General features: G+C 60.2%; 13 protein-coding genes and 1 tRNA gene. 4 read left to right on the top strand and 10 right to left on the bottom strand.

The window, feature by feature from the left end:
- Positions 1 to 64 precede the first annotated feature (64 nt).
- Positions 65 to 141 (top strand) — tRNA-Met (locus tag P9M14_08900).
- A 42-nt stretch (positions 142 to 183) separates the two neighbouring features.
- Here the strand turns inward: P9M14_08900 and P9M14_08895 are convergent.
- The 9 genes from P9M14_08895 to P9M14_08855 form a co-directional block, all read right to left on the bottom strand.
- Positions 184 to 1,521, bottom strand: a complete 1,338-nt coding sequence (locus P9M14_08895) for an SGNH/GDSL hydrolase family protein (protein MDP8255854.1) — start codon at positions 1,519 to 1,521, stop codon at positions 184 to 186.
- 144 nt (positions 1,522 to 1,665) lie between these two features.
- Positions 1,666 to 2,475 (bottom strand): tryptophan synthase subunit alpha, encoded by an 810-nt coding sequence (trpA, locus tag P9M14_08890; protein MDP8255853.1) that lies wholly within the window; start codon positions 2,473 to 2,475, stop codon positions 1,666 to 1,668.
- A complete protein-coding gene (gene trpB, locus P9M14_08885) occupies positions 2,472 to 3,659 on the bottom strand; it encodes a tryptophan synthase subunit beta (protein ID MDP8255852.1) in 1,188 nt (395 codons plus the stop codon). Before trpB ends, trpA begins: the two co-directional genes overlap by 4 nt.
- Positions 3,646 to 4,263: a phosphoribosylanthranilate isomerase gene (locus P9M14_08880; protein MDP8255851.1), complete on the bottom strand. Its 618-nt coding sequence runs from the start codon at positions 4,261 to 4,263 to the stop codon at positions 3,646 to 3,648. The genes trpB and P9M14_08880 overlap by 14 nt, the downstream gene beginning before the upstream one ends.
- Positions 4,256 to 5,032 (bottom strand): indole-3-glycerol phosphate synthase TrpC, encoded by a 777-nt coding sequence (gene trpC, locus P9M14_08875; GenBank protein ID MDP8255850.1) that lies wholly within the window; start codon positions 5,030 to 5,032, stop codon positions 4,256 to 4,258. Before trpC ends, P9M14_08880 begins: the two co-directional genes overlap by 8 nt.
- Positions 5,025 to 6,611: a bifunctional anthranilate synthase component II/anthranilate phosphoribosyltransferase gene (locus tag P9M14_08870; GenBank protein ID MDP8255849.1), complete on the bottom strand. Its 1,587-nt coding sequence runs from the start codon at positions 6,609 to 6,611 to the stop codon at positions 5,025 to 5,027. The genes trpC and P9M14_08870 overlap by 8 nt, the downstream gene beginning before the upstream one ends.
- Positions 6,608 to 8,077, bottom strand: a complete 1,470-nt coding sequence (gene trpE / locus P9M14_08865; GenBank protein ID MDP8255848.1) for an anthranilate synthase component I — start codon at positions 8,075 to 8,077, stop codon at positions 6,608 to 6,610. Before trpE ends, P9M14_08870 begins: the two co-directional genes overlap by 4 nt.
- A gap of 238 nt (positions 8,078 to 8,315) precedes the next feature.
- A complete protein-coding gene (locus P9M14_08860) occupies positions 8,316 to 9,602 on the bottom strand; it encodes a hypothetical protein (protein ID MDP8255847.1) in 1,287 nt (428 codons plus the stop codon).
- 65 nt (positions 9,603 to 9,667) lie between these two features.
- On the bottom strand, positions 9,668 to 10,957 hold the full coding sequence (locus P9M14_08855; GenBank protein ID MDP8255846.1) for a hypothetical protein: 1,290 nt from the start codon (positions 10,955 to 10,957) through the stop codon (positions 9,668 to 9,670).
- A gap of 319 nt (positions 10,958 to 11,276) precedes the next feature.
- Between P9M14_08855 and P9M14_08850 the strand changes: the two genes are divergently transcribed.
- Both P9M14_08850 and P9M14_08845 read left to right on the top strand, forming a co-directional pair.
- A complete protein-coding gene (locus P9M14_08850; protein ID MDP8255845.1) occupies positions 11,277 to 11,447 on the top strand; it encodes a hypothetical protein in 171 nt (56 codons plus the stop codon).
- 181 nt (positions 11,448 to 11,628) lie between these two features.
- Positions 11,629 to 13,086 (top strand): catalase, encoded by a 1,458-nt coding sequence (locus P9M14_08845; GenBank protein ID MDP8255844.1) that lies wholly within the window; start codon positions 11,629 to 11,631, stop codon positions 13,084 to 13,086.
- Between the two features lie 58 nt (positions 13,087 to 13,144).
- Here P9M14_08845 and P9M14_08840 read toward each other — a convergent pair whose 3' ends face one another.
- Entirely contained in the window at positions 13,145 to 13,675 is a 531-nt protein-coding gene (locus P9M14_08840; GenBank protein ID MDP8255843.1) for a periplasmic heavy metal sensor, read from the bottom strand.
- Between the two features lie 161 nt (positions 13,676 to 13,836).
- On the opposite strand from P9M14_08840, the gene P9M14_08835 reads away from it, so the two are divergent.
- Positions 13,837 to 14,573: ABC transporter permease (locus tag P9M14_08835; GenBank protein ID MDP8255842.1), on the top strand; the 737-nt coding region annotated here is incomplete at its 3' end.

Raw genomic sequence — 14,573 nt, 5'->3', positions numbered from 1 at the left:
CCTGCGGGGCACCGCGATTGCTGTTGACAAAGGCCAGGCAAGCGGCTAAGTTATCGCTCCCTGACGCGGGGTGGAGCAGTCTGGTAGCTCGTCGGGCTCATAACCCGAAGGTCGCAGGTTCAAATCCTGTCCCCGCTACCAAGTTAATTACCCGGAATCAAAAATGATTCCGGGTTTTCTATATCATTGGGTAATGAGATTTTGCTCATCGATAAAGTCGGCCATGACTTGGGCGATGATCTGCGCGCCAAAAGGCGTGGTGTGCACATCGTCGGAAAACAGCTCGCCCCATTGATGCCCCTGCAAAAGTCGCGGCTGAATGTCCAGGAACAGCGCGTCGCACTCAGCGGCCGCTGATACCATCTGTTCGCCATACTCGGGCGGAACGGTCGGTGATGCCTCGGCTACGAAAAGGGCTCTGCCGCCCCGGCTGTGGATCTCCTGGCACAGTTCGATCAAATTGTGCTTAAACTCCACCGGCGAGTTGGCCCTGGCATCGCCTAATTTGGCTCGGCCGACCATCGCGGCGCGGACTGCGAGGTTATACAGATGCGAATGCGAGAGCAGGCGTTGCAGGCTGACGATCCAGCCGCCGGCTTGGCCGTTTTGGGCGCGACGGCTCAATTCGAACCACTCGCGCTGGGTCATGGGCGCTGACTGAGCCTGGCAGAAGTCGTTAAAACCGGAGTAAACGATTACCAGGTCCGGCCGCACGGCTGTCAGGAACTCTTTGAAAAGGACCAGTATTTGGAAGCTGGCGTAGCCCGAAGCTCCGGCGTTAAGCACTTTTACCTGCTCCCCGTCGGCTGCGAACACATCCTGCAGTTCCTCGGGCCACCAGCGATTGTCATCGGCATCGGCATTTCGCTGGCCCGCGGTGCTGCTTCCTCCGAGGCAGAGCACGAGCTTTTGGCTGTCTTGCGCATCGGATTGTAGCCGCTGGCCGATGCCCATTGACGAGGCTTCCTGAAAATTAAACACATCATCCAGGTTGGGCGTGATCCAGCCGAGCCTCGAATCCCTGATCATCGAGCGCGGCACGCCCTGGGGCTGAGCGTAGACTTCGAGCCCACCGGCTCGGACCAGACCTTCAACGGTCAATAGGGCGCAGCAAGCCAACAGGAAGAGCAGGGTATTGGCCATCCTCAATCGCGGCAAAAGATAGAGCGACTGGATTACAAGGAGCACGGCGAGCAGCAGCGCGATCAGGCCTCCCATGGCTGGGCGCAGGCCTGTGGCTACGCTCAGGCCGCCCACCAGCAGCAGCATGGCGACGATCGAACCAGCGATCAACAGCCATACAGGTTTGTCTATGGCCGTGCGGGTCACTCGCTTTCTCAGCAGCATTTCGTTCAATTTCAGCGACACCAGGAAGGTGATCGACCAGATCAAGGCCAAGGACAATTTTCCGGTCAGGAACAGAACCAGCAACGTCATGGCCAGCAGAAACGCTGCTCTGATGATAAACAGCAATGTAAAATGGCCGGCGCGCACTTGAACTGCCCCCTGTTGCGGGATCACTCGATCCGGGAGTCTGGCACTCTATCGTTACGCTGCCAACCGCATTGTGCCGATCTGCTGGTTGATATGGGCGCTACGGCTTTGCGTACTTTTGCAAATCAGCGAGTTTGAGCTCCTTGTCCGAACCCACATCAACAATTCAGCCTAGCCGCTGGCGGCCTCGGAGCAGGCCCCCACGCACTGCGCGATGAATTGCTCAATCGCCGCGACCATCGAGCCCGGGCCGTGATGGTCGGTCGCCAGGCGAATCAAGGCGCTGCCGATGATCGCCGCGTCCGCGTGCTGCACTACTTGCGCCGCCTGCTCGGGCGTGGAAATGCCGAATCCCGCGGCGATCGGCAGGTCGGTATATTGCCGTAGCGCGTCGATGTTGTTCGCGAGCAACGGCGAGACGCCGGTTGAAACTCCGGTCACGCCCAAGCGAGCCACGTAATAGACGAATCCGCTGGCAGCCTTGCAGATCATCTCGGCGCGCTTGGCGGAGCTGGTCTGCGCCACCAGAAAAACAATCGATAGCTCGGCCTTGCGCGCCGCCTCCAGTACTTCGGAGGCCTCCTCGGGCGGCAGGTCGGGAATGATCAGGCCGTCGGCCCCGGCGTCCTTGGCGTCGAGCACCAAGCGCTCGAACCCGTAGCGCATGAAGCTGTTGGCATAGCCCATCAGCACCAGCGGACAGTCGCAGTTTTGGCGCAGTCCGGCGACCGTCTCCAGAATCCGTCCCAGGGTCACGCCCCTTTCCAGGGCAATTTGCGAGGAATGCTGAATCACCGGGCCGTCGGCGATCGGGTCTGAGAACGGCACTCCCAACTCGACCACTGTGGCGCCGGCCCGGTCCGCGGCCAGCACCAGTTCCGCTGAATCATCGAGCGTGGGGAACCCGGCGGTGAAGTAAGGGATCAGGCCCTTGCGCCCGGCCCGGCGGTTGTCCGCGAAGGCTTTGTCAATGCGGTTCATGGCTGGTTCTCCAAGATCGACATGGCGCTCGGGGCGTCCTTGTCGCCGCGTCCGGAGAGGTTGACGAGCACGAGCTGATCGGGCCGCAGCTGCGCGGCGATGCGCACGGCGCGGGCCACGGCATGGGCGCTCTCGAACGCGGGCACGATCCCCTCGGTGCGGGCCAGCAGCACAAACGTCTGCAATGCGTCCGCGTCCTGCTCGATCACGTATTGCGCGCGTCCGCTGGAGGCCAGAAAGGCGTGCTCCGGCCCTACGGAGGGATAGTCCAAGCCCGCGGCGATCGAGTGCGTATCGAGCACCTGCCCATCGTCGTCCTGTTGCAGGTAGCTCAGCGACCCGTGCAGGATGCCCGGGGAACCGGCCGCGATGCTTGCCGCGTGTTGCCCCCCGGCCAGGCCCAGTCCGCCGGCTTCCACTCCCACCAGTTGCACCGTCTCGTGCTCCACAAAGGGGTGGAAGATGCCGATGGCGTTGGAGCCCCCGCCCACGCAGGCCACGATGCAGTCCGGCAGCCGCCCCTCGGACTGAACAACCTGCTGCAACGCCTCGCGGCCGATGATCGATTGGAAGTCGCGCACGATCATTGGATAGGGATGCGGGCCGACCACCGAGCCGATGATGTAGTGCGTGGTCTCGATGTTGGTCACCCAGTCGCGGATCGCCTCGTTGGTGGCGTCCTTGAGCGTGCGCGTGCCCGAGCGCACGGGATTGACCCGGGCTCCGAGGATCTGCATGCGAAACACGTTGAGCTGCTGGCGCTCCATGTCCAGCTCGCCCATGTAGATCTCGCATTCCAGCCCGAACAGCGCCGCCACCGTGGCCGTGGCCACGCCGTGCTGGCCCGCGCCGGTCTCGGCGATGATCCGTTGCTTGCCCATGCGCCTGGCCAGCAGCGCCTGCCCCAGGGTGTTGTTGATCTTGTGCGAGCCGGTGTGCAGCAGGTCCTCGCGCTTGAGCAAAATTTTGGCCCCGCCCGCGTGCTCGGTCAGCCGCTTGGCATAGGTCAGCGGCGTCGGCCTGCCGGCATAGGAGTGCAGCAGCCGATCCAGTTCGCCCGTGAACTCGGGGTCCGCCTGGCTGCTGCGATACAGCGTCTCGAGCTGTTCGAGCGCCGACATCAAAGTCTCGGGCACCATCCGGCCGCCGAATCGGCCGAATTTGCCCAGCTCATCGGGCAACATCTATTGCTCCTTTCGCGGCTGCGACGAACGCCGTCAGCTTGGCGTGGTCCTTGATTCCCGGCGCGGACTCCAATCTGCTCGAGGCGTCCACGCCCCACGGTGCCAGACGCGCCACGGCCTGGCCCACATTATCCGGGCCCAGCCCGCCCGCCAAAATGTACGGCTGCTCCAAACCCTCGAGCAGCGCCCAATCCACGGGCGTTCCCGTGCCGCCAAAAGCGGTCGGCAGATGGGCGTCGAACAGAATTCTAAACACCTTGAAGCGCATGGCACGCTCCACATCGGCCCGGCCCTGCACGCGGATCGCCTTGATCACCGGCCGGATGATTGCATCGCAGTCGGACTGGCTTTCGTTGCCGTGCAGTTGCACGTAGTCCAGGCCGCATTCCAGCGCGATTTGGTTGATCGTGCAGGCTGACTCGTTGACGAACACGCCGACCTTCTTGCAGCTAAGCTGCCCGGCAATCAGCTTGGCCTCAGCAGGCTCGATGCTTCGAGGGCTTTGCGCGAACACGAACCCGATCATCTCCGCGCCCGCGCGCTGGGCGGCCAGGCCGTCCTCGATCCGCGTGATCCCGCAGACCTTGACCTGCACCTTATTCACTGCTCAGCAACTCCTCGATTTTGGCCGCCGGATCGATCGCCGTGACCAGCGCCTCGCCCACGAGCACCGCGTTGACCCCGGCCCGCTCCAGGCTTTGCACTTCTCCGGCGTCGTGGATGCCGCTCTCGGCCACTGTCAGCCGATCCTCGTCGATCAGGGGCAGCAGATCGAAGCTGGTTTGCAGGTCGGTTTTGAAGCTGGTCAGGTTGCGATTGTTGATGCCGATGACGCGCGCATCCGAGGCCTGCGCGCGCTCGAGTTCCGGCGCGTCGTGCACCTCGACCAGCGCGGCGAGGCCCAGCTCGTGCGCATAGTCGATCAACCCGATGAGTTGCGGTTGGTCAAGGGCGGCGACGATCAGCAGCACTGCCGCGGCGCCCGCGTCAGCCGCCTCGAGGATCTGATAGCAATCGATGATGAAATCCTTGCGCAACACCGGCAGCCCTCCGGCCTTTACGGCCAGGCGCAGGTCGTCCAGACAGCCCTCGAAGAACGGCTCGTCGGTGAGCACTGAAATCGCCGCTGCTCCGGCCCGCCTATAAATGTGCGCCAGGGCAACCGGATCGAGGTCCGGCCGCAGCGCCCCCCTGCTGGGCGAGGCGCGCTTGATTTCGGCGATCAGGCTGATCCCGGGCGCTGCCAGTGCGTTTTCAAAGTACAGCCCCATTGGGCTGGTCAGGCGCGTCTGCACAAGGGGACGTTGCACCTTGCGCAGTGCGACTTCCTCGCGTTTGGCGCTCAGGATCGTGTGCAAAATCCCCTCAGCCATTGGTGATCTCCACCAGACGGTCCAGGGCGATCCGGGCCCGGCCGCTATCGATCGACTCCCGGGCCATCGCGATCCCCTGTTGCAGATCGTCGGCCTGTCCCGCGCAGGCAAGGGCCGCCCCGGCGTTGAGCAGGACCACGTCGCGCGTCGGCCCGCGTCGGCCCTCGAGGATCGAGCGCAGGATCGACGCGTTGGTGCGGGGAACGCCGCCGGCCATCTCGGACGCTGAACACGGCTCGAGGCCGAAGTCGGACGGCTTGATCTCGAAGGTCTCGATCCGTCCGTTCTTGAGCTCGGTCACACGGGTCGAGCCGCTGAGGGTGATCTCGTCCAGGCCGTCCGCGCCGTGCACCACCAATGCCCGCTCCGACCCGAGCTCGGCCAGCACGCCGGCGACCAGCTTGGTCAGGCGCGGATCGTAGACCCCGATCAGCTGCCGGGTCGCGCCGGCCGGGTTGGTCAGCGGGCCGAGGATGTTGAACAGCGTGCGCACGCCGATCTCGCGCCGGGGGCCGATGGCGTGTTTCATCGCGGCGTGGAATGCGGGCGCGAACAGAAACGCAATTCCCGCCTCGTCCAACGCTCGTTCGGTCAGCTCCCGGCCGCAGTTGATGTTCACGCCCAGTTCCAGCAGCACGTCCGCGCTGCCGCAGCGGCTGCTCACCGCGCGGTTGCCGTGCTTGGCCACTTTGCAGCCCGCGCCCGCCGCCACAAAGGCGGCGGCTGTGGAGATGTTGAAGGTGTTGCCGCCATCGCCTCCCGTGCCGCAGGTGTCCAGCAGCGGGACTGCGGGCGCGCGCAACGGAGCGGCGAACTCGCGCATCACTTTGGCGCAGCCCGCCACCTCCTCCACGGTCTCGCCCTTGAGACGCAGTGCGATGATCAGCGCCGCGATTTGGGCCGGGGTGGCCGCGCCGGAGAGGATCTGCTTCATCACGTCCTCAGCCTCGGGGCGCGCCAAGTCGCGGCCGTCCACGACCCTGCCGATCGCCGCTTTCAACGTGGTGCGCGGCCTGCCGCCGTGCAGGAAGTTTTCGCACAGCCAGCGCCCCTGGGGAGTGAGTACCGACTCCGGGTGAAACTGCACCCCCTCCAGCGGATAGCGACGATGGCGCACGGCCATTACGCTGCCGTCGCCGGTCCAGGCGCTGACCTCCAGCTCGTCGGGAATCGTATCTGGGTCGAGCTCCAGCGAGTGGTAGCGGCCCACGGTCATCGGCGAGTCCAGCCCCTGGAACAGGGAGCGGCCGTCGTGTTTGACCTCCGAGCTTTTGCCGTGAACGATCTCGTGGCTGCGCATCAGTCGCGCGCCGAAAGCCGCGCCCATGGCCTCGTGCCCCAGACAGACGCCGAGGATCGGGATCTGCGGACCCAGCTTGCGGATCACATCGACGCTGATCCCCGCCTGATCCGGCGTGCAGGGCCCGGGCGAGATCACGATCTGCGAGGGGTTCATGTCGCGCAGTTGTTCAACGCTCAGCGCATCGTTGCGAAATACGCGCACCTCCGAGCCGATGCTGCGGAACAGTTGCACCAGGTTGTAGACGAACGAGTCGTAATTATCGATCACCGCAATCATCGGCCGCTCCATTCCAGGCCCAGTGCGGCGAATACCGCGCGGGCCTTGTTGCGCGTCTCCTCGTGCTCCAGCTCAGGCTGGGAGTCGGCCACGATCCCGGCGCCGGCCTGCACGTGCAAACGGCCGTCGCGCACCAGGGCCGTGCGGATCGTGATGCAGCTATCCAGGTTGCCGTCGAAGCTGAAGTAACCGACGATCCCGGAGTAGGGGCCGCGCTTGGTCGTCTCCAATTCGTCGATGATCTCCATCGCCCTGATCTTCGGCGCGCCGCTGACCGTCCCGGCCGGGAACGTGGCGCGGATCGCGTCGAACGCGTCCTGGTCCGCCGAGAGCAGTCCCTCCACGCTGGAGACCATGTGCATCACGTGGGAGTAGTGCTCCACCTTACGCAGCTGCGTGACCTCGACCGTGCCCGGCTGGCAGATGCGGCCCAGGTCGTTGCGTCCCAGGTCCACCAACATGATGTGCTCGGCCCCCTCTTTCTCATCGCTGAGCAGGTCGATGGCCAGCTCCCGATCCTCGCCCGCGGTTTTGCCGCGTTTACGCGTGCCCGCGATCGGCCGCACCGTGGCCTTGCGCCCCACGACCTTGACGTGGGTCTCGGGGGAGGAGCCGACCAACTGCATGCCGTCCAGATCGAGGTAGAACATGTACGGCGAGGGATTGACCATCCGCAGGCGCCGGTAAAGATCGAACGGGTCTCCCGCGAACTCCGTTGAGAAGCGCTGGGAGAGCACGACCTGCAGGATGTCGCCCGCCCGGATGTACTCCTTGCAGCGTTCGACGGCCGCCATGTATTGCTCGGGGCGCATGGTGCTGTCGATCTGTTGTCCGGTCTCGATCTCCAACGGCTCCAGCGGCCGCTTGACCGTGTGGGTTTGCAGCATGCGCACCACCTGGCCGACCTTGGCCGCGGCGCGCTGGTATGCGGCCTGCGGGTCGCCGTTGACGTGCGCCACGCAAATCACCTTGATCGTCTTGTTACTGCGGTCGAAAACCAGCAGAACCTGGGGGATCAGCAGCAGGCAATCCGGCAGGCCCATATCGTCGGGCAGCGCATCGGGCAGGCGTTCGAAGTGGCGCACCAGATCGTAGGCCAAATAGCCTACCGCACCGCCGATAAACGGCGGCATGCCCTCGTCCACCACCGGCCGGTAGTCCGACATCAGTTCGCGTAGCGCATCCAGCGGATTTCCCCTGCGCTGCTCAACGTCTCGGCCGCGACGAATCTCGATCTGTTCGCCCTTGCTGGAAAAGATCGTCGTGGGCTCGAACCCCAAAAACGAGTAGCGCCCGACGTTGGTCCCGCCCTCCACGCTCTCGAGCAGAAACCCGTACGCCCCGCGGCTCAGCGCCAGATAGGCTGAGATCGGAGTCTCCAGATCGGCCAGGATCTCCTGATAGACCGGGATCAGGTTTCCGCGCTGCGCGCGCTCGATAAATCCTTGCAGGCTGGGTTTAATCATCTTGGCTTCTCCACGATTTTCATTATTTAACAACCCCTTAAAAAGCAAAAAACCACGGGTTCCTCGGGAACCACGTGGCCTTTGTGACCGGATTGGGCATCCCCTCTATTGCATAGAGCGCCACCAGCCTTTGATCTGGACTGCTTGCAAAACCTGAACTACCGCTTTATCCACCATGCCTATGCGTTTAGCACAGGCCGACGCACGATGTCAATTTCAATGCCCGATCCAGCGGCTCTCACTTCGGCACTCCCCACATTGTGATGGCGGTCGGTATTTGCATCTCGGACGGGTACCCTTTGAGCTGAGTTACTACGTTGTCGCTGTATTGGACCAGATACGAGTTGCAGATTTCCACTCCATCGCTGATTCCACCGGTGAGCCATAGGACATCCTGGTCGTCGATATACATCGATGTGAGCAGCACAAATCCTAAATCGTTCTGGGGCAATGCAACGCTGCTCCAAACGCCTTGCTGTTTATGAAGTAAAACACCGGATGTCGGGTACTCGAGGTCTGCAAGGGATGAGAGCCCGAACGCTACCAGCTCGCCGTCGAGCTCGCCGATATCGAGTATCCGCCAACTATCCGAGATCTGCGGCAGGCTTTCCTGCACCCAGCCATCGCCAGTCTTATGAATGATAAATCCCGGCATGGCGATCATTTCGTCCTCGGGTATCCTGCTGCAGTTGCCGCCGGTGACCCAGATCTCGCCGTTGATCTCCCTGATCCGATGCGCACAGCGATAGTCTCGGTCTCCGATCACCGAAATGTCCTCAACAATCCATTCGTCGTCCACCCGATGCATAACAAACGGCGCAGGATTATTAATTTCCGTTGAGTAGTGCCAGCCGGCAAGCCACAGATCGCCGTTTGAATCGAAATAGACATCTCGGACCGTTGCACAAATATCGAGAAACGCTATCGTTTCGGTCCAATCTCCACTGCCCTGCTTGTCATAATACGTCGGATAAGCAACTTCCGAACCCAAGCCTGCGACAAAATGATCCTGGCCCCAATTATCAACGGAAGTTATCGTCATGTGCGTTAAATCGTTTAATAATCCCGCTTGCCAAGAGCCATGATCGTATTCCCAAATTGTCGGATGTCCTTCCCACGCCGGTTCAGTCGTACTTTTTACAATCGCTACATTCCCCCAACCAACCAAAATCGCCTTGCCCTCGTCATAATAGATCATGTCGCGTGTGTAGAATCCATCCAGCCTCTCGTTCTCAAAATATTTGTAATCATCGCCATCCCATCTCGCAAATAGATTTATATTTTGATAGACCGATGTTTCGTCAAAACGGAAGATTGTGAAAAGCATTCCCTGGTAATTCTCCAGGTCATCGTCATCGTCATCGTCGTCGTCATCATCGTCGTCGTCATCGTCGTCGTCATCATCGTCGTCGTCATCGTCGTCGTCATCGTCGTCATCGATTGAATCATCGTCTTCACTATCGTCAGCGCGATTATCGTCGTCATCATCGCTTTCGCAGGCGACGAAGCAGAGCATGATAATCATGGACAAGATAAGTGCGAACCAGAAAACTCTCGCTCTTGATCTAAGCATATCTCGTCCAATCTTTTTTATTGTGATCCCCAGTGATCGATATAATTGACCACATATTCCGTCGATGGATACCCCATGTGTTGGGTGATGGCTTCGGTATCATAGCTTGTTAAATATGAATTAAAACTGTACGGACCGATCGGGCATATCGCCCCGCCGATCCAAGCGATTTGGTTTTGATCAACGTACAAACTTGTCAGATACTGATAGTCATCTTCACTGTTCTGCGGAAGGGTCGCGTTTTGCCAAACTCCGTCCCGTTTATGAAGTAGAACTCCGTTGCAGGCGAGATTATAAAAGTTGATCCCGAAAGCTATCAGCTCATCGCCGATTTTCCGTATATCGAGCACGCGCCAGCTATCCGAAACCTCTGGCAGGTCTTCCTTTATCCACCCCCCGGCGCTTTGTTGTAAGATGAATCCCGCCTGGTTATCCGGTATATGTCCAGGTTCATAATAGTTACAGTTTCCACCAACCAACCAGATGGTGTCATCGATTTCCCTCATTTTATACAAGCTCATATTATATAAATCGCCGATAACCGATAGGTCTTCAAGAACGAAGCCCTCTGCGGTTTTCTCGGCAAACAGCGGTTCCCACTGCCCGAAAGTACCATAGTTTTTGAGATAGACGCCCGCGATATGCAATGTGCCGTCGTCTTCGAGATAGACATCGTATACCGACGGCATGTAGATTTCATCGGAAATTTCGTTATCAACCCATGTGCCCCCGTCAGCCAACTCATAGTAATGGCCAGGGTGGAGCAAATCGTCTGCGATGCCGACCACGCAGTGGTCTTCGTCCAGACAGTCGATGCAACGTGCGTCATTTTGATCAAGAGTAATACAATTGATTGTTCCTTCCTGGAACGTACATATTTTACCGTTGGTGCTTTTTCCAAAAGGCCAACCTCCGACCAAGTAGGCTTTATTGAAATCAGAAAAATACTGGATGTCGCGAAGATAAATACCATCTAATTGTATATCGGGAAAGAGGGACCAACCCTGCCTGGTGTATTTGGCAAAATGGGTTCGATAATCATCCTGATCGTAGAGAGCAAACAGCGTTCCCGAATAATCAGCCAATTGTTCTTCATCGTCGTCATCGTCGTCATCATCGTCAATATCATCATCGATTGAATCATCGTCGTTGGCATCGTGAGAATCATAGTCGTCGTCGTCATCGTCGTCAATATCATCATTGATTGAATCATCGTCGTTGGCATCGTCAGTGTCGCAGGCGACGAAGCAGAGCATGAATGCCAAGCCTAGAACTATATAGTGCATTTTGAATCTTGATTTAATCACGACAGATATCCTCCCGATACGCATAAAATACTATAAGCAGCATCTTTTTGTCAACAGATTGACTTGGAGAGTCGTTTCCCATGACTGCTGGGCACAGCACCAAATAATGCCAACATATTACTAAAGCACAAATATGAAGCGCAACAACATTAAAGTACAGAAATATATTAAAAAAGCCGCTGGCAATACACGGAGTCCTGAAAATAAAGACCAATTATAACAGCATGTTAAAAGTTTTATTACGAATTGGCTGGTCACTTGTAAATACGAACCACAACGGTTTTTCGGGACATGCGGCACAGGACAGGGCCGCCTCGCCGTGGCCGACGTGCTCGACGCGGTGAAGATCTCGCGTCCCTACAAAGACCAGGAGCCGCTACGCGTGGCCGCGGGCGTGATTCACAAGCAGGCGGGCACCACCCTCGATCCGCAGCTGGTCAAGCTGTTCCTGGAGCAGGTCGTACTGATCAGGCCCGAGGAGATCGGCTGAACCGGGATTACTCGTCTTCTTACGTCGGCCTCCGAGCCTCACAGAAAAATTATTACAGTTGGTGTTAGCTTGGAGCGGTAGACCCGGACACATACAACGCAGATACGAACCTCCTCAAGTGCGCGGCGTCTGCCACAGGTGCGTTGGGAGGGTATCAAACCAGGTAAAAAGGGGGAGCCCCATGTCAAAGAAGCTGACCCACAACGTCGGTGCGCCGGTCGTCGACAATCAAAACGTGATCACCGCCGGACCGCGCGGACCGATGCTGCTGCAGGACGTTTGGTTCCTGGAGAAGCTCGCGCACTTTGACCGCGAGGTGATCCCCGAGCGCCGCATGCACGCCAAGGGCTCCGGCGCGTTCGGCACTTTCACCGTCACCCACGACATCACCAAATACACCAAGGCCAAGATCTTCTCGGAGGTCGGCAAGCAAACCGAGCTGTTCGTGCGGTTTTCCACCGTGGCCGGCGAGCGTGGGGCGGCCGATGCGGAGCGCGACATCCGCGGCTTTGCCATCAAGTTCTACACTGAGGAAGGCAACTGGGATCTGGTGGGCAACAACACGCCCGTGTTCTTTCTCAAGGATCCGCTCAAGTTCCCGGATCTGAACCATGCGGTTAAGCGCGACCCTCAGACCAATCTGCGCAGCGCCCGCAACAACTGGGACTTCTGGAGCTCGCTGCCCGAGTCGCTGCACCAGGTGACGATCACCATGAGCGACCGGGGCATCCCATACTCCTATCGACACATGAACGGCTACGGCAGCCACACCTACAGCCTGCTCAACGCCGGGGGCGAACGCTTCTGGATCAAGTTCCACCTAAAGACCGAGCAGGGAATCAAGAACCTGACCGACGCCCAGGCCGCAGAGGTCGTCGGCAAATGCCGCGAGAGCAACCAGCGCGATCTGTTCGGGAGCATCGAGCAGGGCGACTTTTCCAGGTGGAGGATGAAAATTCAGGTCGTGCCCGAGAAGGCGGCCGCGGACTTCCCGTTCAACCCGTTCGACCTGACCAAGGTCTGGCCGCACGGCGACTACCCGCTGATCGATGTGGGCGTGCTCGAGCTGAACAAGAATCCGGAGAACTACTTCGCCGATGTGGAGCAGGCGGCCTTCAACCCGGCCAACATCGTGCCCGGCATCGGATTCTCGCCCGATAAAATGCTACAGGGACGGCTGTTCTCCTACGGCGACGCCCAACGCTATCGGCTGGGCGTAAACCACCACCTGATTCCGGTCAACCGCGCCCGCTGTCCGGTCAATACTTTTCACCGTGACGGGATGATGCGCGTGGACGACAACAGCGGCGCAACCCTGGGCTACGAGCCCAACAGCTACGGCCAGTGGCAGGAACAGCCCGAGTTCCGCGAGCCGCCGCTGGCCCTGGAGGGCGTGGCCGATCATTGGAATCACCGCGAGGATGACGACGATTATTACTCCCAGCCGGGCAATCTGTTTCGGATGATGAATCCCGAACAGCAGCAGGCGTTGTTCGACAACACCGCCCGCGCCATGGGCGACGCTCCCCAGGAGATTAAGGCCCGGCACATCGGCAACTGCGCCAAGGCCGACCCGGCTTACGGTGCGGGCGTGGCCAAGGCGCTGGGCATCGCGTTAAGCGAGGTGTCGTCGAAATAGAAAAATGCGGACCCGACCGAAGATGGTCGGGCCCTGATTATCTTGGGGAAGGGCTTATTTAGCGGCCGTTGTTTTTCGCGCCGCGTTCGCTGCGGTCGCCACGGTCACCGCGTCCGCCGCGTCCCTGCTGACCCTGATTGCCGCGCGCGTCACGATTGTGCCGACCGCGCGTCATCTGTTGCAGCTTGTCCATTGTCTGCTTGCCCACGATCTGCCGGGCATCGAGCTGGGAGTTGATCTTGATCAGCTGCATCTGTCCTTGCAGATCGCTGATCTGACTCACTTTGGTCTCGATCGCCTTGCGGTCCGGGTTGTCCGCGTCGAGCAGCGCCTCCAGGTCGATGCGCGTCACCTCAAGCTTGGAGTGCAACGGCGCCATCTGGCGCCGCATCTCGCGGTTGATCTCCTGAAGCTGCGCTACCTGCTCCTGGGTGATGTTCAGCTCAGCGAGCAGCTGCGGATTGTCCAGCGCAGCTTGGCATACGGGATTGCGATGCTGCTGGGCCAGGGCGTTTCCCGACCAGAGCGCGATAGCGACCACCGCGACCACGACGATCATCGGAATTAACGATTTGCGATTACGGATCATCTTGTGAAACCTCCTTCGTGCGTCCTTTGCTAAGACACGGCCGCGAGGCGATTAGTTAAATGGACGCGCGCCCGTTTCGTTGACGAAGCCGCGCGAATATTCCAGGCTACAGTTCGACCCGGCCCTGTGTGGGCCGTCTTGCGGGGGATGATCGAAACTTGATGCGCTACATTCTCAGGCGGCTGCTGCTGGCTGTGCCCACGGTGCTCGGCGTGTCGACCCTCGTGTTTTTCTTTGTGCACATGATCCCGGGCGACCCGGTGGAGGTGATGCTCGGCGAGACCGCCCAGGCTGTGGATAAAGAGCAGCTGCGGCAGCAGCTGGGCCTGGACCGGCCGTTGGGCGAACAGTACGTCGCGTTCTTGGGCGGCCTGGCGCACCTCGATCTGGGCGAGTCGTTCTTCTACCGCGAGCCGGTGCTGCCGCAGTTCGACGGGCTGCGGCTGGTCAACGGCGGCGTTGTGCTCACGCGCTTCGGCCCGACCCTCGAGCTGGCTTTGGTCTCGCTGCTGATCGCGCTATTAATCGCGCTGCCCTCGGGGATCCTCGCCGCGTCGCGTCAGGGGAGCGTCGTGGACCAGGCCTCAATGACCATCAGTCTGCTGGGCGTGAGCATGCCGGTGTTCTGGATGGGGCCGCTGCTGATTTTGGCGTTCTCGATCTGGCTGCCGCTGTTTCCGCCCAGCGGGCGCGGCCAGCCGCTGTCGATCGTGCTCCCCGCCGTAACCCTGGGCGTACATTTGGCCGCGATGCTCTCGCGCATGACGCGTAGCGCAGTGCTCGAGGTGATCGGCGAGGACTACGTGATCGCGGCGCGCGCGCGGGGCATGCCCGAGTGGCTGGTAATGCTCAAGCACGTGATGCGCAACGCGGCGATTCCGATCCTGACCGTAATCGG

Origin of the sequence: Candidatus Alcyoniella australis (assembly GCA_030765605.1) — a bacterium.
Taxonomy (GTDB): domain Bacteria; phylum Lernaellota; class Lernaellaia; order JAVCCG01; family Alcyoniellaceae; genus Alcyoniella; species Alcyoniella australis.
The sequence above is the reverse complement of the archived record's forward strand: the minus strand, read 5'-3'. Positions and strand labels throughout refer to the sequence as shown.

Excerpts from the sequence above, each read along its gene's own strand:
- P9M14_08840 (MDP8255843.1), bottom strand. The coding sequence starts at position 13,675 with ATGATCCGTAATCGCAAATCGTTAATTCCGATGATCGTCGTGGTCGCG.
- P9M14_08870 (MDP8255849.1), bottom strand. The coding sequence starts at position 6,611 with ATGATTGCGGTGATCGATAATTACGACTCGTTCGTCTACAACCTGGTG.
- trpE (MDP8255848.1), bottom strand. The coding sequence starts at position 8,077 with ATGATTAAACCCAGCCTGCAAGGATTTATCGAGCGCGCGCAGCGCGGA.
- trpB (MDP8255852.1), bottom strand. The coding sequence starts at position 3,659 with ATGTTGCCCGATGAGCTGGGCAAATTCGGCCGATTCGGCGGCCGGATG.
- P9M14_08860 (MDP8255847.1), bottom strand. The coding sequence starts at position 9,602 with ATGATTATCATGCTCTGCTTCGTCGCCTGCGAAAGCGATGATGACGAC.
- trpC (MDP8255850.1), bottom strand. The coding sequence starts at position 5,032 with ATGGCTGAGGGGATTTTGCACACGATCCTGAGCGCCAAACGCGAGGAA.
- P9M14_08845 (MDP8255844.1), top strand. The coding sequence starts at position 11,629 with ATGTCAAAGAAGCTGACCCACAACGTCGGTGCGCCGGTCGTCGACAAT.
- trpA (MDP8255853.1), bottom strand. The coding sequence starts at position 2,475 with ATGAACCGCATTGACAAAGCCTTCGCGGACAACCGCCGGGCCGGGCGC.